General features: G+C 73.9%; 18 protein-coding genes and 1 pseudogene. 8 read left to right on the top strand and 11 right to left on the bottom strand.

Annotation, left to right across the window (positions count from 1 at the left end):
• Positions 1 to 67: 67 nt before the first annotated feature.
• Positions 68 to 973 carry a TIGR01777 family oxidoreductase gene (locus tag ACFXAM_RS29610; RefSeq protein WP_380295837.1) on the bottom strand — a complete coding sequence of 302 codons (906 nt, stop codon included), beginning with the start codon at positions 971 to 973 and terminating at the stop codon, positions 68 to 70.
• Between the two features lie 112 nt (positions 974 to 1085).
• Here ACFXAM_RS29610 and ACFXAM_RS29605 point away from each other — a divergent pair, with 112 nt between their 5' ends.
• Together ACFXAM_RS29605 and ACFXAM_RS29600 are read left to right on the top strand one after the other, a co-directional pair.
• A complete protein-coding gene (locus ACFXAM_RS29605; RefSeq protein WP_380295835.1) occupies positions 1086 to 1586 on the top strand; it encodes a GNAT family N-acetyltransferase in 501 nt (166 codons plus the stop codon).
• Between the two features lie 128 nt (positions 1587 to 1714).
• Positions 1715 to 2761: a DUF2510 domain-containing protein gene (locus tag ACFXAM_RS29600; protein WP_380295833.1), complete on the top strand. Its 1047-nt coding sequence runs from the start codon at positions 1715 to 1717 to the stop codon at positions 2759 to 2761.
• 23 nt (positions 2762 to 2784) lie between these two features.
• On the opposite strand, the gene ACFXAM_RS29595 is transcribed toward ACFXAM_RS29600, so the two are convergent.
• The 7 genes and pseudogenes from ACFXAM_RS29595 to cobU all read right to left on the bottom strand — a co-directional run.
• Positions 2785 to 3300 carry a DUF4240 domain-containing protein gene (locus ACFXAM_RS29595; protein ID WP_380295831.1) on the bottom strand — a complete coding sequence of 172 codons (516 nt, stop codon included), beginning with the start codon at positions 3298 to 3300 and terminating at the stop codon, positions 2785 to 2787.
• Positions 3301 to 3494: 194 nt separating this feature from the next.
• Positions 3495 to 5189, bottom strand: a complete 1695-nt coding sequence (gene sucB / locus ACFXAM_RS29590) for a 2-oxoglutarate dehydrogenase, E2 component, dihydrolipoamide succinyltransferase (RefSeq protein ID WP_380295829.1) — start codon at positions 5187 to 5189, stop codon at positions 3495 to 3497.
• 56 nt (positions 5190 to 5245) lie between these two features.
• Positions 5246 to 6652: a dihydrolipoyl dehydrogenase gene (lpdA, locus tag ACFXAM_RS29585; protein ID WP_380295827.1), complete on the bottom strand. Its 1407-nt coding sequence runs from the start codon at positions 6650 to 6652 to the stop codon at positions 5246 to 5248.
• Between the two features lie 392 nt (positions 6653 to 7044).
• Positions 7045 to 8553: a leucyl aminopeptidase gene (locus ACFXAM_RS29580; RefSeq protein WP_380295825.1), complete on the bottom strand. Its 1509-nt coding sequence runs from the start codon at positions 8551 to 8553 to the stop codon at positions 7045 to 7047.
• A gap of 299 nt (positions 8554 to 8852) precedes the next feature.
• A complete protein-coding gene (locus ACFXAM_RS29575; protein ID WP_380295824.1) occupies positions 8853 to 9617 on the bottom strand; it encodes an adenosylcobinamide-GDP ribazoletransferase in 765 nt (254 codons plus the stop codon).
• Between the two features lie 83 nt (positions 9618 to 9700).
• Positions 9701 to 10816, bottom strand: coding sequence for a nicotinate-nucleotide--dimethylbenzimidazole phosphoribosyltransferase (locus ACFXAM_RS29570; protein ID WP_380295822.1), 1116 nt, complete (start codon positions 10814 to 10816; stop codon positions 9701 to 9703).
• Between the two features lie 115 nt (positions 10817 to 10931).
• Positions 10932 to 11498, bottom strand: a pseudogene (cobU, locus tag ACFXAM_RS29565) (bifunctional adenosylcobinamide kinase/adenosylcobinamide-phosphate guanylyltransferase); the annotation flags it as partial.
• 112 nt (positions 11499 to 11610) lie between these two features.
• Here cobU and ACFXAM_RS29560 point away from each other — a divergent pair.
• Positions 11611 to 11814: a hypothetical protein gene (locus ACFXAM_RS29560; protein ID WP_380295820.1), complete on the top strand. Its 204-nt coding sequence runs from the start codon at positions 11611 to 11613 to the stop codon at positions 11812 to 11814.
• Positions 11815 to 11854: 40 nt separating this feature from the next.
• Here ACFXAM_RS29560 and ACFXAM_RS29555 read toward each other — a convergent pair whose 3' ends face one another.
• On the bottom strand, positions 11855 to 12550 hold the full coding sequence (locus tag ACFXAM_RS29555; protein WP_380295839.1) for a class I SAM-dependent methyltransferase: 696 nt from the start codon (positions 12548 to 12550) through the stop codon (positions 11855 to 11857).
• A gap of 230 nt (positions 12551 to 12780) precedes the next feature.
• Positions 12781 to 13380, bottom strand: a complete 600-nt coding sequence (locus ACFXAM_RS29550) for a DUF3043 domain-containing protein (RefSeq protein WP_380295818.1) — start codon at positions 13378 to 13380, stop codon at positions 12781 to 12783.
• Between the two features lie 299 nt (positions 13381 to 13679).
• Here ACFXAM_RS29550 and ACFXAM_RS29545 point away from each other — a divergent pair, with 299 nt between their 5' ends.
• Together ACFXAM_RS29545 and ACFXAM_RS29540 are read left to right on the top strand one after the other, a co-directional pair.
• Positions 13680 to 14492 (top strand): PspA/IM30 family protein, encoded by an 813-nt coding sequence (locus tag ACFXAM_RS29545; RefSeq protein WP_380295816.1) that lies wholly within the window; start codon positions 13680 to 13682, stop codon positions 14490 to 14492.
• 60 nt (positions 14493 to 14552) lie between these two features.
• The gene (locus ACFXAM_RS29540) at positions 14553 to 14846 is read left to right on the top strand and encodes a hypothetical protein (RefSeq protein ID WP_380295814.1); all 294 of its coding nucleotides are present in this window, start codon (positions 14553 to 14555) and stop codon (positions 14844 to 14846) included.
• 90 nt (positions 14847 to 14936) lie between these two features.
• On the opposite strand, the gene nadA is transcribed toward ACFXAM_RS29540, so the two are convergent.
• Positions 14937 to 16121: a quinolinate synthase NadA gene (gene nadA / locus ACFXAM_RS29535; RefSeq protein WP_380295812.1), complete on the bottom strand. Its 1185-nt coding sequence runs from the start codon at positions 16119 to 16121 to the stop codon at positions 14937 to 14939.
• A gap of 201 nt (positions 16122 to 16322) precedes the next feature.
• Between nadA and ACFXAM_RS29530 the strand changes: the two genes are divergently transcribed.
• The 3 genes from ACFXAM_RS29530 (at position 16323) to ACFXAM_RS29520 (ending at position 19463) form a co-directional block, all read left to right on the top strand.
• On the top strand, positions 16323 to 17246 hold the full coding sequence (locus ACFXAM_RS29530; RefSeq protein ID WP_380295810.1) for an NADP-dependent oxidoreductase: 924 nt from the start codon (positions 16323 to 16325) through the stop codon (positions 17244 to 17246).
• A gap of 195 nt (positions 17247 to 17441) precedes the next feature.
• Entirely contained in the window at positions 17442 to 17906 is a 465-nt protein-coding gene (locus ACFXAM_RS29525) for an Lrp/AsnC family transcriptional regulator (protein ID WP_380295808.1), read from the top strand.
• Between the two features lie 189 nt (positions 17907 to 18095).
• Positions 18096 to 19463, top strand: coding sequence for a pyridoxal phosphate-dependent decarboxylase family protein (locus ACFXAM_RS29520; protein WP_380295806.1), 1368 nt, complete (start codon positions 18096 to 18098; stop codon positions 19461 to 19463).
• The last annotated feature ends 131 nt before the right edge of the window (positions 19464 to 19594 follow it).

Raw genomic sequence — 19594 nt, 5'->3', positions numbered from 1 at the left:
GGCTCGTGGCGCGGCTCCGCGGGGGGGCCGGGCACGCCCGCGCGCGCCCGGCCCCGCCGACCCCTCCTCAGAGCGCCGCCCGCACCGCCGAGTCGACGTCCGGGTGCTCGAACCGGAAGCCCGCGTCCAGCAGCCGGCGCGGCACCACCCGGTGGCTGCCGACCACCTCGATCGCCAGCTCGCCGAGGACCGCGTCCAGCACGGCCCGCGGCACCGGGAACGGCGTCGGCCGGCGCAGCGCCCGCCCGAGCGCCGCCGTCAGCTCGGCGTTGGTCACCGGCTCCGGCGCGGTCAGGTTGACCGGACCGCTGACGTCCTCCCGGTCGATCAGGAAGCGCAGCGCGGCGACCTCGTCGGCGAGCGAGATGAAGCTCCAGTACTGCCGGCCGTCGCCGAGCCGCCCGCCGAGCCCGAGCCGGAACAGCGGGAAGAGCCGGCCGCCCGCGCCGCCGGCCGCGGAGAGCACCAGCCCGGTGCGCGGGTGGACCACCCGGATCCCGGCCCGTTCGGCCGGTCCTGCGGCGGCCTCCCACGCGGTGCAGACCTCGGCCAGGAAGTCGTCCCCGGCGGGCGAGGACTCGTCGATCACCCGGTCCCCGGTCTGGCCGTAGTAGCCGACGGCCGAGGCGCTGACGAAGACCTTCGGCGGCTCGTCCAGCCCGGCCAGCGCGGCGGCCAGGGTCTCGGTGCCGAGCACCCGGCTCTCCCGGATCTCCCGCTTGTAGGACTCGCTCCAGCGGCGGTCGCCGACGCCGGCGCCCGCGAGGTGCACCACCGCGTCGACGCCGGCCAGCCCGGCCCGGTCGACCTGGCCCAGCAGCGGGTTCCAGCCGATGGCGGTGGTGCCGTCCGGCCGCGGTCCGGTCTTCGAGCGGTGCCGGACCAGCCGCACCACCTGGTGCCCGTCCGCCAGCAGCGAGCCGACGAGTGCCGAGCCGATCAGTCCCGTGGATCCTGTGACCGCGATTCTCATGCGCCCATCCTCGCAGCCGGGTCCCGGTACGGGCGGGAACGCCCGCACCGGGACCCGGGGCGGGGCGGTAATTCCGTGTACGTCCGCGCCGTGGGTGGTTAGCATGCCGCGCATGCGTGAAACGGACCATCTGATCATCCGACCCGCCCGAGCCGAGGACGAGAAGGAGCTCGCCGTCCTCAACCTGGCCACCTGGACCCCGCTGGCCGACGTCGGCCCGCGGCCCGCTGAGGACGCGGGGGTGTTCGACGAGCGCCACACCCCGGACCAGTTCCACCTCGCCCTGCTCGACGGCCGGATCGTCGGTTACGTCCGGGTCGTCCCGCCGACCCCGCTGCCCAGCAACCAGCACGTGCGCCAGATCCAGGGCCTGGCCGTCGACGCCTCCGCCCGCGGCCGGGGCCTCGGCGTCGCGCTGGTCGAGGAGGCCTGCCGGGTGGCCCGCGCCCAGGGCGCCCGGAAGATCAGCCTGCGGGTGCTCGGCCACAACGCCCCGGCCCGCGCGCTCTACACGCGCTGCGGCTTCGTGGTGGAGGGCTCGCTCGCCGAGGAGTTCCTGATCGACGGTTCGTACGTCGACGACATCTGGATGGCCCGGCCGCTGACCGGCTGAACCCCCGGACGGGGCCTCCCGACCCCCGGCCGCGGGCTGACGTGGCGTCAGGTCCGGTACACGGGTGGTGCAGAGTCGTGACAGACCCGGTCTGTCTGGAGCGTCACCCGGACGGGTACGGTCTTGCCGTGAGCAACTCGACGCCTCCCGGGTGGTACCCGGTTCCGGGTGCGGACGGCACGGCCGGTCATGAGCGTTGGTGGGACGGCACGGCCTGGACCAGTGACGTGCGCCCCGTCCAGGCGGGCGGCGGCCCGATTGCCGACGCCCCGACACAGGTCTCCTGGCAGAGCCCCGGCGGCCAGCCCGCCGCGTCCGCGCCGCCCTCCTACGGCTACGGCGCGCCGCAACAGGGGCAGCCGGGCTACGGCTACCCGGCGCAGAACCAGCCGGGCTACGGCTACCCGCCTGCCGCCTACCCGCCGCCCTCCCGGCCGAACCGGATCAAGACCGGCACCGCCGTCGGCATCGGGGTCGGGGTCCTGGCCGTGGTCGGCGTGGTCGCCGCCATCGCGCTCAACAGCGGCGGCGACGGCCCGTCCGCCGACCCGAAGCCGGTCACCACGGTCACCGTCACCGACACCCCGAGCCCGACCGCCACGACTCCGGCCCCGACCACCACCAAACCGGTCTCGCCGCCGCCCACCACGCCGCCGCGCCCGTCCCTGGTGCCCAAGGACACCGTGGCGGACCCGCAGCACGCCATCACGGTGCCGGTCTTCGAGGGCTGGGAGGCGACCACCGAGGGCTCGCACTCGACGGTCTTCCTCGGCACCGGCCAGTACACCTGCCCCGGCGGCGGCAACTGCATCCGCGGCCAGTTCTCGGTCGAGAAGGACACCATCTCCGGCAGCACCGCCCGCGCGGCGGCCGAGGCGGCGATGCCGGCCTACGCGGCGGCGATCTTCACCAACATCACCTCGCACACCGACGCCGGCTCGTCCAGCACCACGGTGGCCGGCATTTCCGGCTACGCGGTGCGCTGGCACATCGTGACGGCGGACGGCAGCAAGGGCTACATCCTGATGGCGGCCGTCCCGGCCAAGGGCGGCGGCTACGTGGCCTTCGAGGGCGGGGTGGACGACGCCGCCGGAGCGCCCGACCCCACCGCCCTGGACCAGATCCTCAAGGGCATCAAGCAGGACACCGGCGCGGCGGGCGGCTCCACCACCTGAGCGGCCCGGCGCGCCGGGCGCCGTCAGTCCCCGTAACGCTCCCAGAGCTTGGGGAACCGTTTCGCCATGACGTCCGGGTCGTCGAAGTCGAAGCCGGCTCCGGACGGCCGCGCGGGCTGCCGCCCGCCCACCTCGGGCAGCGGCAGCCCGGTCAGCTGCTCGTACGCCTCGTCGGCGGCGTAGCCGAGGTCCTCGGCCTCGCCGTCCTCCTCCTCGTCGAAGTCCGGCAGCAGGTCGGCCAGGTCGTCCGGGTCGTGCAGGCCGCCCTCGAAGACCTCCCGGCCCTGGCCGATCAGCCAGCACCGGAAGTAGTCGAAGGAGTCCTCGGAGGCCCCGCCCAGCAGCAGGTACGCCGCGCCCCACAGGTCGTGGCGGTAGGCGCGCTGGAAGCGGGCCTCGAAGAGCCGGGCGAAGTCGATCACATCGTCCGGGGTCAGCTCGCCCAGCCGCTCCACCAGGCGGTCCGCCTGCTCGTCGGGGTCGCCCTCGGCGGCCTCCCGGGTCTCGTCGATGATCAGCCAGAAGTCGGTCTCGTCCATCACCGCTCCAGCATCCCTGTTCGGCCGCATGCGCGCATGCGAAGAACGGGTGAATCACCCGGAACCACACGAAAAACCCGCAGCGGCGCGAAGACCCGGGCCGGGCGGCCGGCGACCGGTCCCGGACGCGCGGAACCCCGCGCCGTCCGGGGACGGTGCGGGGTTCCGGTGCTGCGGAGCGGACTCCCGGGGCCTTACAGGCCGAGCTCGACCTCGAACTCGCCGGCCTCCAGGATCTCCTTGACCGCCACCAGGTAGCGGGCGGCGTCGGCGCCGTCCACCAGGCGGTGGTCGTAGGAGAGCGACAGGTAGGTCATGTCGCGGATGCCGATGGCGGTGCCGCCGTCGGACTCGATGACCACCGGGCGCTTGACCGTGGCGCCGATGCCCAGGATCGCGGCCTGGTTCGGCGGCACGATGACGGTGTCGAACAGCGCGCCGCGCGAACCGGTGTTGCTGATGGTGAAGGTGGCGCCGGACAGCTCGTCCGGGGTGATCTTGCTGTCGCGCACCTTGCCGGCCAGCTCGGCGGTCTTCTTGGAGATGCCGGCGATGTTGAGGTCGCCCGCACCCTTGATGACCGGGGTCATCAGACCCTTCTCCGAGTCCACCGCGATACCGATGTTCTCGGTGTCGAAGTAGGTGATGGTGCCCTCGGCGTCGTTGATCCGGGCGTTGATGACCGCGTGGGCCTTCAGCGCCTGGGCGGCGGCCTTGACGAAGAACGGCATCGGGGAGAGCTTGACGCCCTCGCGGGCGAGGAAGCCGTCCTTGGCCTTGGCGCGCAGCGACATGATCCGGGTGACGTCCACCTCGACCACGCTGGTGAGCTGCGCCTGCTCGTGCAGGGCCTTCATCATGTTGTCGCCGATGACCTTGCGCATGCGGGTCATCTTGACCGTCTGGCCGCGCAGGGCGGACGGCGCGGCGGCGGCCTTCGGCGCGGCGGCCGGAGCGGCGGCGACCGGGGCCGGGGCCTGGGCGGCGGCCTTGGCGGCCTCGGCGGCGGCCAGGACGTCCTGCTTGCGGATGCGGCCGCCGACGCCGGTGCCGGCGACGGAGGACAGCTCGACGTTGTGCTCGGAGGCGAGCTTGCGCACCAGCGGGGTGACGTAGGCGTCACCGGCGTCGGCCACCGGAGCGGCCGGGGCCGGGGCAGCCGGGGCGACCGGGGCCGGAGCGGCCACCGGGGCCGGGGCGGCCGGCGCGGCCGGAGCCGGAGCGGCGACCGGGGCGGCCGGAGCGGCGGCGACGGCGCCGGCGGCACCGATCAGCGCGAGCTGGGCGCCGACCTCGGCCGTCTCGTCCTCGCCGACCAGGATCTTCACCAGCGTGCCGGCGACCGGCGACGGGATCTCGGTGTCGACCTTGTCGGTGGAGACCTCCAGCAGCGGCTCGTCGACCTCGACGGTGTCGCCCTCGGCCTTCAGCCAGCGGGTGACGGTGCCCTCGGTGACCGACTCGCCCAGCGCGGGCAGCAGGACCGGGGTGGCGTCGCCGGCCGGGGCGGCCGGAGCGGCGGCGGGGGCCGCCGGGGCCTCGGCGACCGGGGCCGGGGCGGCGGCCGGGGCCTCCGCGACCGGGGCCGGAGCGGCCGGCGCGACCGGAGCGGCCTCGGCGGCCGGGGCCGGCGCGGCGACCGGGGCGCCCGAGCCGTCGTCGATGATCGCCAGCTCGGCGCCGACCTCGACGGTCTCGTCCTCGCCGACCTTGATCGAGGCCAGAATGCCGGAGGCCGGGGCCGGGATCTCGGTGTCGACCTTGTCGGTGGAGACTTCGAGCAGCGGCTCGTCGACCTCCACGCGCTCACCCTCGGCCTTCAGCCAACGGGTGACGGTGCCCTCGGAAACGCTCTCGCCCAGCGCGGGCAGTGTTACTGAGACCGCCATGGTTTCAGCGACTCCTATCAAGTCTTGCGAACTGGAATGGGGGGTGGGGGGCGCGATCAGTCGTGCGCGTGCAGCGGCTTGCCGGCCAGCGCCAGGTGCGCCTCGCCGAGGGCCTCGGACTGGGTCGGGTGGGCGTGGATGAGCTGCGCGACCTCGGCCGGCAGGGCTTCCCAGTTGTAGATCAGCTGGGCCTCGCCGACCTGCTCGCCCATGCGGGCGCCGACCATGTGGACACCGACCACGGCGCCGTCCTTGACCTGGACGAGCTTGATCTCGCCGGCGGTCTTCAGGATCTTGCTCTTGCCGTTGCCGGCCAGGTTGTACTTGAGGGTGACGACCTTCTCCTTGCCGTACAGCTCGACGGCCTTGGCCTCGGAGATGCCGACGGAGGCCACCTCGGGGTTGGAGTAGGTCACGCGCGGGACGCCGTCGTAGTCGATCGGCACCGGCTTCAGGCCGGCCAGGCGCTCGGCGACCAGGATGCCCTCGGCGAAGCCGACGTGCGCCAGCTGCAGGGTCGGGGCGAGGTCGCCGACGGCCGAGATGGTCGGCACGTTGGTGCGCATGTACTCGTCGACGAGGACGTAGCCGCGGTCCATCGCGACGCCGTTCTCCTCGTAGCCGAGGCCGGCCGAGACCGGGCCGCGGCCGATGGCGACGAGCAGCAGGTCGGCGTCGATCTGCTTGCCGTTCTCGGTGGAGACGCGCACACCGGCCTCGGTGTACTCGACGCCCGAGAAGCGGGCCTTCAGCTCGAACTTGATGCCGCGCTTGCGGAAGGCGCGCTCCAGCAGCTTGGAGGAGTTCTCGTCCTCCAGCGGGACCAGGTGCGGCAGGGCCTCGACGATGGTGACGTCGACGCCGAACGACTTCCAGACCGAGGCGAACTCGACGCCGATCACGCCGCCGCCGAGGATGACGGCCGACTTCGGGATGCGGTCGAGCTTGAGGGCGTGGTCCGAGGAGATGACGCGGTTGCCGTCGATCTCCAGGCCCGGGATCGAGCGCGGCACGGAACCGGTGGCCAGCACGATGTGGCGGCCCTCGATGCGCTGGCCGTTGACGTCCACCGAGGTCTGCGAGGAGAGCTTGCCCTCGCCCTGGACGAAGGTGACCTTGCGGGACGCCACCAGGCCCTGCAGACCCTTGTACAGGCCGGCGATGACGTCGTCCTTGTACTTGTGGACGCCGTTGATGTCGATGCCCTGGAAGGTGGCCAGCACGCCGAACTCGGCGGCCTCCTTCGTCTCGTCGGCGATCTCGGCCGCGTGCAGCAGGGCCTTGGTCGGGATGCAGCCGCGGTGCAGGCAGGTGCCGCCAAGCTCACCCTTCTCGACCAGGGCGACGCTCAGGCCCAGCTGGGCGCCGCGGAGCGCCGCGGCGTAACCGCCGCTTCCGCCTCCGAGAATGACTACGTCGAAAACGGTGCTGGCGTCGTTCGCCACGTCACGTCCTCCATGCAATGGGGTGTGGATCGCCGGGCCGGTCGCGGTCCGGTGGGTCGGAAGCCTTTGTGGGGCGCCCAGTCGTGCCGGAAATACATCTTCGCACTTGTTCGCGGCAGCTGATGTCCGGGTCCGCTCCAGGGGTGTCCCGAGGGGTGGTCGCAGGGGTGGGAACACCCTGGACGGAGGGGCATCGTCGCAGCTCAGGGCGGGGTTGACCGGGGTCGGGCCGACCGTCCGGTGGGCCGGCGGAGCCCCTGGTTCCGCACTGCGGAACAAAGTTTCGCCCGCAGCGAACAGGGGTGCGGCGACCTCCCGGCGCCCCCTACCGGCAGGTAACCGGCCCCGGGAAGCCGGACGGGGCCCGGCGCGCCGTGCGCCGGACCCCGCCCGTCGGTCGTACCCGGCCGTCAGGCCTTGCCGCCCGCCGCCTTCTGCTCGGCGAAGCGGACCAGGGTGCGCACCGCGGAGGCGGTGCCGCCCTTGGGGGTGTAGCCGAACGGCGCGCCCTCGTGGAACGCCGGGCCGGCGATGTCCAGGTGGGCCCAGTCGATGCCCTCGGCCACGAACTCCTTCAGGAACAGGCCGGCCACCAGGCCGCCGCCCATCCGCTCGCCCATGTTGGCCAGGTCGGCGACGGTCGACTCGGTCATGCCCTTGCGCAGCTCGGCCGGCAGCGGCATCGGCCAGGACTGCTCGCCCACCTCGCCGGCGGCCGTGTGCAGGCTCTCGCGCAGCTCGTCGGCGTTGGCCATCACGCCGAAGGTGCGGTTGCCCAGCGCCATCATCATCGCGCCGGTCAGGGTGGCGACGTCGACGATCACGTCCGGGTTCTCCTCGCCGGCGCGCACGATGGCGTCGGCCAGCACCAGGCGACCCTCGGCGTCGGTGTTCAGCACCTCGACGGTCTTGCCGCCGTACATCCGCAGCACGTCACCCGGGCGGGTGGCCGAGCCGGACGGCATGTTCTCCGCCAGCGCCAGCCAGGCGGTGACGTTGACCTGGAGGCCGAGGCGCTTGGCGGAGACGACGGCGGCGAACACCGCGGCCGCGCCGGCCATGTCGCACTTCATGGTCTCGTTGTGGCCGGCCGGCTTCAGCGAGATGCCGCCCGAGTCGTAGGTGATGCCCTTGCCGACGAACGCCAGGCTGGCCTTCGCCTTCGGGTGGGTGTACGCCACCTTCACCAGGCGCGGCGGGTTGACCGAGCCGTTGCCGACGCCGAGCAGGCCGCCGAAGCCGCCCTTGAGCAGCGCCTTCTCGTCCAGCACCTCGACCTTGAGGCCGTGCTCCTTGCCGGCCGCCTGGGCGAGCGCGGCGAAGGACTTCGGGTTCAGGTCGTTGGGGGCGGTGTTGACCAGGTCGCGGGCGCGGTTCATCTCCTCGCCGACGACCAGGGCGCGCTCGACCGCGGCCTTGGCCTCCTTGCTGCCCTTGCGGGTCGACAGCAGCACCAGCTCGCCGACCGGCTCCTTGCCGCCGTTGCCGTTGTTCTTGTAGGTGCCGAACGCGTACGAACCGAGCAGGGCGCCCAGCGCGACCGCCTCGATCTCGTCGGCCGACTCGGCCGGCAGGGCCAGCGCGGCCTTCTTGGCACCGGCCAGGGTGCGGGCGGCGACACCGGCGGCGCGGCGCAGGGCCTCCAGCTCGTACCCGCCCTCGGCGGCGTCACCGAGACCGACCGCGAGCACGAGCGCGGCCTTCAGACCGGCGGGGGAGGGGACCTTGACGGTCTCGCCCTCGGCGCCGGTGGCGCCCAGCGTGCTGAGAACCTCGGCCAGCTTGCCCTCGAACGCCTCGGCCACGGCCTCGGCGCCGGGGGCCAGCACGATGCCCTTGGGGCCCTTCGCCACGCCGATCACCAGGGCGTCCGCACGCAGCGAGGCGGCGGCGGAGGTGCTCACAGACAATGCAGTCACGTAAAACGTCCTGTTCTTTCGCGGTCCACGACCGGTCGCGGCGCTGGTGCCGCACCGGCGCAGCCCGGACCGCCGGCCAGGCCGACCGGCCGGCGTCCGCCGGACCCGGGACCCCTGGCTGCGCGCGCCCACCGCCGCGGCGGTCGCGCACACCAGAGGCCCCGGCGCCCCAACGCGCGCCGGACGGGCAGGACCTGCGACGGTGCAGGGCTGCGGTGCTCCCCGCATGGTAGTCCGCATGGTGGGATCACGCGCCGCCCGGTGTACCGCCTTTCGGCGCACGGGCTTTGGCGTCCCCCTCAGCGCAGCAGCGCGAGGACCAGCAGCGTGCCGGTCGCGGCGGTCTCCGCCATCGCCCCGAGCACGTCCCCGGTGATCCCGCCGAACCGCCGCACACAGCGCCGCAGCAGCAGCCGCGATCCGCCGGTCCCCAGCGCAACGGCCAGTGGAAGAAAAAGAGTTGACACCTCGTCGGTCAAGCCGGCGAGGGCGACCAGGGCGGCCGCGCCCACCGTCGAGGCGAGGGCCGCACCCGGCGCCACCGTGCTCGCCACCATCGCGCCCAACCCGCCCGGCCGGGCCGCCGGCACCGACCGCAGGCACCCCCAGGCGAGCGCGCACCGCGCCGCGACCGCCGCCGCGAGCACCGCGAGCGCGCCGCGCAGCGGGGAGACGGCGAACTGCCCGGCCAGCGCGGCCACCTGCGCCAGCAGCACGAGGACGAGGGTGAGCACCCCGAACGGGCCGATGTCCGACTGCTTCATGATCCGCAGCGCGTCCTCGGCCGGCTTCCCGCTGCCCAGGCCGTCCGCGACGTCCGCGAGCCCGTCCAGGTGCAGCCCCCGGGTGAGCACCGCGAGCACCCCGACCGCCGCCACCGCGCCGAGCGCCCCGCCGGCACGCCAGGCGACCAGCGCCCCCGCCGCCGCCGCGACCGCCCCCAGCACCACCCCGACCACCGGTGCGAGCACCATCGCCCGCCCCCCGGCCTCCCGGTCCCAGCGCCGCACCCGCACCGGCAGCACCGACAGGGTCCCGAACGCGAACCGCAGCCCGTCCCGCACACCAACCACCCACCGACCACTCGGAAACGGCGAAGGGGCCCGGACCCGTCGTCACCGACGCGGCCCGGGCCCCCGGACTCCCCCTACAGCTTCCCCAGCAGCTCCGCCGCCGTCGGCAGCCGGGCCGGCTCCTTGGGCGCGGCCGGGACGAACACCTCCGGCACCTCCTCGGCCAGGGTGTCCGCCGCCGCCTGGAGCAGCGGCAGCGCCATCAGCGCGCCGACCCCCTCGCCCATGGTGATGCCCTGCTCCTGCAGCGGCGACAGGGTCAGCCGGTCGTACGCCTTCGCCTGCGCGGGCTCACCGCTGGTCTGCCCGGCCCGCCACCACTCCGGTGCCCGGAACGCGATCCGCTGCGCGACCAGCGCGCAGGCCGCCGAGACCACCCCGTCCAGCACCACCGGCAGCTTCCGCACCGCGGCCTGCAGCAGGAACCCGGTGATCGCCGCGAAGTCCGCGCCACCGGTGGCCCCGAGCAGCGCCAGCTGGTCGCCCAGCACCGGCCGGGCCCGGCGCAGCGAGTCGCGCACCGTCGCACACTTGACCATCCACACCCGGTCGTCGATGCCCGACCCGCGCCCGGTGACCGCCGCCGCGTCCGTCCCGCAGAGCGCGCCGACCAGCACCGCCGCCACCGTGGTCGAGCCGACCCCGAGGTCGCCCAGCACCACCAGGTCGGTCCCGGCGTCGGCCTCCTCGTCGGCCACCGCCATGCCGGCCCGGAACGCCCGGGCGGTCTCCTCGGGGCTCAGCGCGTTCTCGACGTCGATCCGCCCGGAGCCGCGCCGCACCCGGTGCGCCGTCACCTCGCCGGGGAACTCCGCGGCATCGGCGTCGACCGCGACGTCCACCACCCGCACCCCGGCGCCGAAGCGGCGGGCGAGCAGCGCGACCGGCGCAGTGCCGTCGAGCACCGAGCGCACCCGTGCCGCCGTGCCGCCCTGCGCGGGCAGCCGGGACACCCCGAGGCGGGCCACCCCGTGGTCGGCGGCGAACAGCACCACCTTGGGCGCCGACAGCGGCCGCACCGGGGAACGCCCCTGCACGGACGACAGCCAGGCGCCCAGCTCCTCCAGCCTGCCGAGGCCGTTGCGAGGCCGGTCCAGCTCCTGCCACCGCTCCTCGGCGGCGCGCCGGGCGCTCTCGTCGGGGCGCTCGACGAGGGAGGAGAACGTATCGAGATCCACGGTCGTGTCCATCGTCCGGAAGGCTACACGCCGCGGGTGTTCACCGGAGGGGCGCCGGTGCGGAAAGGCGGGAAGGGCCGGGCCGCCGGTGCAGGAGGCGGTCCGGGCCGGCGGCCGGGGGGATCGTTCAGCCGGCGGCGGGCTTGACGGTGAGGACCTGCCCCGCCACGACCAGCAGCACCCGCTCGGAGGCGTCGGCGACCGCCATGTTGAGCCGGCCCAGGGTGTCGCGGAACCGGCGGCCGGCCGCCGTCGCCGGGACGACGCCCATGCCCACCTCGTTGCTGACCGCGACCGCCGGGCGCCGGGTGCCGGCCCAGGCCGTCGCCAGCGCCGCGCAGCGCCGCTGCACCGCGGCCTCGCCGCCGTCCGCCCAGACCGCGTCGTCCCAGGCGCCGCACTCGTCCATGACCGCGGTCAGCCACAGCGCCAGGCAGTCGACCAGCACCGGCGCCGGGTCGGCGGTGTCGGCCAGCACCGCCTCCAGGTCGCAGGTCTCGGCGGTGCGCCAGCTCGCCGGGCGCCGCTCGCGGTGCAGCGCGACCCGCTGCGCCCACTCGGCGTCGCCGTCCCGGGTGCCGCCGGTGGCGACGTACAGCACGTCCCGGTGGTGGGCGAGCAGCTGCTCGGCCCTGGTCGACTTGCCGGACCGGGCGCCGCCGAGGAGCAGGGTGCGGGGGAGCGGGGCGTCAGCTGTCATGCGTCCCATCCTCGCGCACCGCGCATACCGAAGATCCGGCCGGGCAACCTGAGGGCTTAGGGTGCGCTCACAGCGCATCGCTGATCGTCGGCGGGAGGAGCCGGGCATGGTCTGGACGTGGCGGTACGAGAAGGCGGACGGCACCGAGGTGGCCCCGGACGGCGGCCAGGCGGAGGAGTTCGCCGGCCAGGGGGACGCGGAGACCTGGATCGGGGAGAACTGGAAGCAGCTGGCCGAGGACGGCGTGGACCGTGCGGTGCTGCTGGACGACGGCCGCGAGGTCTACACGATGAGCCTGCACGAGGACTGAGCCGCCGGGCGGTGGCCCCGGCGCCGCACCGGCTCCGGGGCTACTTCATCCCGACGACGTGCAGCAGCGCGGCGACCTGCCGGTACGGGTCGGTGCGCCCGGCCCGCTCCTCGGCCTCCAGCAGCTGGGCGAGCTGCCGGCCGTCGACCGGCGGCGCGTCGTCGGGGGCGTGGTCGGTGAAGACCCGCACGCCGTACCAGCGCCGCAGCGGCACGGACACCTCGGAGAGGGTGACGGCGAGGTCGCCGATCCGGTCGGCGCGGGCCGCCAGCCCGAGCCGGTTGTAGTACCGGTCGCTCTCGAAGGCCTCCAGGGCCGCCCGCCAGTCGCCGGCCGCGGCGGGGCGCAGGGCGAGCGCGTCGCGGTTGCGCACCACCAGCGAGAGCAGCCCGCCGGGGGCGAGCAGCCGGGCCAGCGAGGCGATCATCGGATCGGGGTCCGGCAGGTACATCAGCACGCCGTGGCAGAGCACGACGTCGAAGCTGCGCGCGCCGAACCAGCGCCCGCACTGGTGACCGTCGCCGATCAGCAGCTGGACCCGCTCCCGCACCGTCCCGGGCTCCTCGGCGAGCACCTCCTGGGCGGTGCCGAGCGCGGCCGGGTCGGAGTCGATGCCGGTGACGTAGTGCCCGGCCCGGGCCAGCCGCAGCGCCTGGGTGCCCTGGCCACAGCCGATGTCGAGGACGCGCTGCCCGGTGCGGCCGGTGAGCTGCTCGGCGAGCTGCCGGGCGACCATCTCCTGCCGGACGAGGTTGCGCAGCGAGCCGGGCCGCCCGGGGGATGGGCCGGCGCCGCCGGCGAAGGAGCCGCTGCGCGAGGGCAGTCGCCGCTCGTAGCCGGTCAGCTCGTACCCGCCGCGCTCCTGGGCGCCCCGGTCGTGCCCGCCGCCGCCCTGGCCGGGGAGCGCGTAGAGGCCGGGCCCGTCCCAGACGGGAGGGGCCCAGCCGGAGTCCACCGGTTCGGCGGTCAGGGCTTCTCCCCGCGCCGCACCTGCGGCTTGGGCAGTCGCAGCCGGCGCATCTGCAGGATGCGCATCAGGCCGTAGGCGACCGCGCCGCGGGTGTTCTGCCCGGCGAAGCGCTCGGCGAGCTGCTTGCGCAGGCCGAAGCCGAGCCGGACGAAGTCCAGGATCACCAGGACGAAGAAGGTGAGGAACAGCAGCGTGGAGAGCAGCTGGAGGGCCGGCACCTTGACGATGCTGAGCACCAGGATGAGGACGGCGGCCGGGAGGAAGAACTCGGCCAGCGACCAGCGGGCGTCCACGTAGTCGCGGGCGAACTTGCGCACCGGGCCCTTGTCGCGGGCCGGCAGGTGGCGCTCGTCGCCCTCCAGCAGCGCGGTGCGCTGCTTCTCGCGCTCGGAACGCATCCGTTCGCGGGCCTGGCGGGTGGCCTCCTTGCGGTCCTTGGGCACGCTCACCCGGGTCCGCCGGTTGGCCTCGGCCTCACTGCGCTTGGGCGTGGGGCGGCCCTTCTTCGCCTGCGGGTCGCGGGTCTGGGTCGTCTCGTCCTGCTTCTCCAGCACGGCGGCGGAGGCAGCGGCATCATCTGAACGGCGTCGGAACACACCACCAGCGTACGGGGTGCGGGGCGCCGTTCTCCGGTCCCCCGGGAACCAAACGCATATCGATCGCGTCCCGGGCCGCCGGCTTCGGGGTTCCCCGGGGTTCCCCGTAGGGGATCACTCGGCTGACCGGCGGGTGGAACGAGAACGGGATCCACCCCGCGGATGAGGCTTTGCGGGACCGACCTGTAGCAGGCTTGTTGCAGGCAGGTGCACTGCGGCGACGCGCTCGCTGCACATACACTCGTCGTGTCTGGTAACGAGACAGAGACCGCAGGCCGGAGAAGGGGGCACCCAGGCCCATGAGCGACGGAATCATGAAGCGTATGGGGCTGATCTTCCGCTCCAAGGCGAACAAGGCCCTGGACCGGGCGGAAGACCCGCGTGAGACGCTGGATTATTCGTACCAGAAGCAGCTGGAGCTGCTGCAGAAGGTGCGGCGCGGCGTCGCGGACGTGGCCACCTCGCGCAAGCGTCTGGAGCTCCAGCTGACCCAGCTGCAGCAGCAGTCGGCGAAGTACGAGGACCAGGGCCGCAAGGCGCTCTCGCTCGGCCGGGAGGACCTCGCCCGCGAGGCCCTGACCCGCAAGTCGAACATGCAGTCCCAGATCAACGACCTTCAGGTGCAGTACCAGCAGCTCCAGGCCGAGGAGGAGAAGCTCACGCTCGCCTCCCAGCGGCTGCAGGCCAAGGTCGACGCCTTCCGCACCAAGAAGGAGACCATCAAGGCCACCTACACCGCGGCCCAGGCGCAGACCCGGATCGCCGAGTCCTTCTCCGGCATCTCGGAGGAGATGGGCGACGTCGGTCTCGCGATCCAGCGGGCCGAGGACAAGACCGCGCAGATGCAGGCCCGGGCCGGCGCGATCGACGAGCTGCTGGCCTCCGGCGCGCTGGACGACGCCAGCGGCCTCGGCCGCAAGGACGACATCGAGGCCGAGCTGGAGCGGGTGGCCGGCGGTTCGGACGTCGAGCTGGAGCTCGCCCGCATGAAGGCCGAGCTGACCGGCGGCTCCCCGGCCTCCGGCCCGCAGGCGATCGAGCAGGGCCGTCCGCAGGACGCCGCACCGCAGCAGCAGCAGCAGGACACCCCGAGGATCAACTACAACAAGTGATCCCGGCTCCGTTCCGGAGCACCACCGCGCGAGATCCCCAGGAACAGGGAGACGGACGGCATGATCATGAGGGTCATGGGTGAGGGGCAGTTCGAGGTGGGCGAGACCCATCTGAACCGGCTCAACGAGCTGGACGACGAACTCCTCACCGCACTGGAGTCGGGGGACGAGGAACACTTCCGCCGGGCGCTCGGCGAGCTGCTCGGCGCCGTGAAGGAGTTCGGCACCCCGCTGGCGGACGACTCGCTGGAGCCGTCCGACCTGATCCTGCCGGACGCCGAGGCCACCATCGACCAGGTCCGCGAACTGCTGCGGTCCGAGGGTGACGGCCTCATCCCGGGAGTTCCCGAGTAGCCGCCGTCTCGGCCAGACACGAGGGCGGGCCCCCTCCCACCGGGGAGGGGGCCCGCCCTTGGTCGTCCGTGCCGCCCGCGCGGCGGGCCGCTACGGCAGGGCCAGCATCCGGTCCAGCGCCGCCTTGGCGTACTTCTCGGTCTCCGGGTCGACGGTGATCACGTTCGGCACCCGGCCCTCGACCAGCGACTCCAGCGCCCAGACCAGGTGCGGCAGGTCGATCCGGTTCATGGTCGAGCAGAAGCAGACCGCCCGGTCCAGGAAGACGATCTCCTTGTCCGGGTGCGCCTTGGCGAGCCGGCGGACCAGGTTCAGTTCGGTGCCGATGGCCCACGTGGAGCCGGGCTCGGCGGCGTCCAGCGCCTTGATGATGTACTCGGTCGAGCCCACCATGTCGGCGGCCGCGACGACCTCGTGGCGGCACTCCGGGTGCACCAGGACGGTGACGCCGGGGATCCGCTCGCGCACGTCGTTCACCGAGTCCAGGGTGAACCGGCCGTGCACCGAGCAGTGGCCGCGCCACAGGATCATCTTCGCGTCCCGCAGCTGCTCGGCGGTCAGGCCGCCGTTCGGCTTGTGCGGGTTGTAGACGACGCAGTCGTCCAGCGAGAGGCCCATGTCGCGCACGGCGGTGTTGCGGCCGAGGTGCTGGTCGGGCAGGAACAGCACCTTGCTGCCCTGCTCGAAGGCCCACTCCAGCGCCCGCCGGGCGTTGGAGGAGGTGCAGATGGTGCCGCCGTGCCGGCCGGTGAAGGCCTTGATGTCGGCGGAGGAGTTCATGTACGAGACCGGGACGGTGACGTCGGCTATGCCGGCGTCGGTCAGCACGTCCCAGCACTCGGCGACCTGCTCGGCGGTGGCCATGTCGGCCATCGAACAGCCGGCCGCGAGGTCCGGAAGGACGACCTTCTGGGCGTCGCCGGTGAGGATGTCGGCCGACTCGGCCATGAAGTGCACACCGCAGAAGACGATGTACTCGGCCTCCGGGCGGGCGGCCGCGTCGCGGGCGAGCTTGAAGGAGTCGCCGGTGACGTCGGCGAACTCGATCACCTCGTCGCGCTGGTAGTGGTGGCCCAGGATGAAGACGCGGTCGCCGAGCGCGGCCTTGGCCGCCCGGGCGCGCTCGACGAGGTCCGGGTCGGAGGCCGGGGGGAGGTCGCCGGGGCACTCGACGCCGCGCTCGCTGTTCGGGTCGGCCTCACGGCCGAGCAGCAGCAGAGCGAGCGGCGTCGGGGTGGGGTCGACGCCGTAGGTCTCGGTGATGGTGGTGGTCACGGGCGGGTGCCCTTCTGTGCGGCCGATCAAGCGGTGAAGCCTTTTCGTCTATCTGACGCAATCTATGATAACCGGTTAGCGTCAGAGTGACGATGGCCATCCTGTCGATGTGACGAGAACCGCTCGCCGGTTCGGAGCCTTCCCGGCCTCCTGCGGCGTGGCCGAAACGGGATCCCGGCCGGTCCGGGTTTCGCTGGTCCCATGAAGGCAATCGCGATCCACCGCTACGGCGGCCCCGAGGTGGTCGAGTACACCGACCTGCCCGATCCGAAGGTCGGCCCGGACTCGGTCCTGGTGCAGGTCAGGGCGGCCGGGGTGAACCCGGTCGACTGGAAGGTGCGGGAGGGGCGGCTCGACGGCCTGCTCGACGCGCACTTCCCGCTGGTGATGGGCTGGGACGCCGCGGGGGTGGTGCGCGCGGTGGGCGGCGGCGTCACCGAGTTCGCCCCGGGCGACGAGGTCTACGGCTACGTGCGCAAGGACGCGGTGGAGCACGGCACCTACGCGGAGCTGGTCGCCGCGCCGGTCCGCACCCTGGCCCGCAAGCCGGCCGCGCTGGACTGGGCGCAGGCCGGCGGGCTGCCGCTGGCCGGGCTCACCGCCCTCCAGTCGCTGCGGGCGGTGGGCGCGGGCGCCGGGGACACCGTGCTGGTGCACGCCGCCGCCGGCGGGGTCGGCCACCTCGCCGTCCAGCTGGCCAGGGCCTTCGGCGCCCGGGTGATCGGCACCGCCGGCGAGCGCAACCACGACTACCTGCGCTCGCTGGGCGCCGAGCCGGTCCGTCACGGCGAGGGCCTGGCCGACCGGGTCCGGGCGCTCGCCCCCCGGGGGGTGGACGCCGCGCTGGACCTGGTCGGCGGCGACGCCGTCGCGCTCTCGGCCGGACTGGTCGCCGACCCGGCGCGGATCGCCTCGGTCGCCGACTTCGGGGTCAGGGCGCTCGGCGGCCGGTACGTCTGGGTCCGGCCGGACGCCGCCGGGCTGGCCGAGCTGGCCGCGCTCGCCGACGACGGCCGGCTGACGGTGACCGTCGCCTCCACCTTCCCGCTCGCCCAGGCCGCCTCGGCGCAGGCGCTGGTGGCGGAGGGGCGCACCCGGGGCAAGATCGTCCTCCTCACCGGCTGAGCCCCGGCCCCCGTCCCGGCTGAGCCCCGGCCCCCGTCCCGGCCGCGTCCCGGCCCCGTCCCGTCATCCGTCAGAGGTGGACTCACTCCTGACATCCGCCAGAATGGGTGCCGAACCGTTTCGGCGGGCCGCCGCGGTCCCGCCCCGCCACCGACCCCGACCCCGACGCCGCACGACCCGTGGAGCCCCGCACCGATGACCAGCAGCCGAGCGCACGAGACGGTCGGGGCCTCCCTGGACGAGACCGACCGCCTTCTCCTCGCCCGGCTGGCCGGGGACGGCCGTGCCTCCTACGCGGAGATCGGCGTCCAGGTGAACCTCTCCGCCACCGCCGTGCGCCGCCGGATCGACCGGCTGCGCGCGCGCGGGGTGGTCCGCGGCTTCACCGTGGTGCTCGACCCCTCGGTGCTCGGCTGGCAGACCGAGGCCTTCGTCGAGGTCTACTGCCGCGAGCGGACCGCCCCCGAGGAGATCCTCGCGAGCCTGCGGCAGTTCCCCGAGGTGATCGCCGCCTGGACGGTCACCGGCGACCCGGACGCGCTGGTCCACCTGCGGGCCGCCGACATGCGGCACCTGGAGGCGGTCATCGAACGCATCCGCCGCGAGCCCGGCGTCCAGCGCAGCCGCTCCTCCGTCGTCCTCTCCCAGCTCATCGGCTGACCCCGCCGGGGGCCCGCGCAGGAATCCTGCGCGCGGCCCGCCGAAGACGCCGGAAAGCTGCCCGACCGGCCGCGTTCCGACGCGCGGGCGGGGCCCGTCGCTGCCTACGCTGATCATGTCCGGCCGTGCGGTGCCAACCCCCCGCCCCGCCGGACCCTCCCCGACACCCCACAGCCGAGAGGGACACCCGTGTCCGCAGCCCCCGACCGCATGCACCGGCCCGACAGCGACCTGGTCGACCTGGTTTTCGACTACATGCGCGAGCGGCTGCAGTACGACCCCGTCCCGCTCGACCACCCCGGCGACGGCGAGCACCTGCGCGCCCAGCTGTCCGGCCTGCTCAACCAGGACGGCAACAGCCCGGCCGACGTGCTCAAGCTCTACGACCACGAGCTGTCGCGCGCGGTGATCTCCGCCGACAGCCCGCGCTACCTGTCCTTCATCCCGTGCGCCCCCACCAAGGCCGCGCTGCTGTTCGACATGGTCGTCTCCTGCGCCTCGCTCCAGGGCATCTCCTGGCTGGAGGCGGCCGGCGCGATCGCCGCCGAGAACCAGGTGCTGCGGCTGATAGCGGACCGCGCGGGCCTGCCGGACTCGGCCGGCGGCGTCTTCGTCTCCGGCGGCTCGGCCGGCAACCTCTCCGCGCTGGTGGTCGCCCGCGACACCGCCCGCCGCCGGCTGGGCGTCGGGCCGGAGGCCCGGCTGCGGATCGCGGTCGCCGACCAGGTGCACTCCTCGGTCAAGAACACCTTCAACATCATCGGCGTCGAGGCGTTCAAGGTGTCGACCGTGGACCGCCGCTTCACCGGCGAGGCGCTGCGCGCCGCGCTGGCCGCCGACCCGAACCCGGAGACCGTCATCGCCGTCGTCGGCACCGCCGGCACCACCAACGAGGGCATCGTCGACGACCTCCAGGGCCTGGCCGAGGTCGCCCGCGAGCGCGACCTGTGGTTCCACGTCGACGGCGCCTACGGCGGCGCGGGCCTGTTCGCCCCCTCCGTCCGGGAGCGCTACAACGGCATCGAGCACGCCGACTCCTTCGTCGTCGACCCGCACAAGTGGCTCTTCGCGCCGTTCGACTGCGCCGCGCTGATCTACCGCAACCCCCAGCTCGCCCGCGCCGTGCACACCCAGGACGCCTCCTACCTGGACGTCCTGCACACCGAGGGCGACGAGTGGAACCCCACCGACTACGCCTACCACCTGACCCGGCGCGCCCGCGGCCTGCCGCTCTGGTTCTCGCTCGCCGTGAACGGCGTCCAGGCCTACACCGACGCCATCGAGGCCGGCCTCACGCTCGCCCGGGAGACCGCGCAGCTGATCCGCGACACCGACCACCTGGAGCTGCTGTTCGACCCGCAGCTCTCCGCGGTCTGCTTCAAGCGCACGGGCTGGACCAACGACGACTACTACCGCTGGTCGCAGCAGCTGCTCGCGGACCAGATCGGCTTCGTCACCCCGACCGGCTGGGACGGCGAGACCGTCGCCCGCTTCGCCTTCCTGCACCCGGGCACCACCATGGAGATGGTCCGCGAGATCCTCGACACCATGGTGTGATCCACCCGCGACGGGGGGGCCCCCCCCCCCCCCCCCCCCCCGGGGGGGCGGCGGCGGGGGGGGGGCCCCCGCGGTCGCGCCCAGGCGCCACCCCCCCCCCCCTCGGCTCCGAACCCCCCCCCGGGCGCCCC

This window comes from Kitasatospora sp. NPDC059462 (assembly GCF_042749955.1).
Classification (GTDB): Bacteria; Actinomycetota; Actinomycetes; order Streptomycetales; family Streptomycetaceae; genus Kitasatospora.
This window is presented reverse-complemented; position numbering and strand designations above follow the sequence as displayed.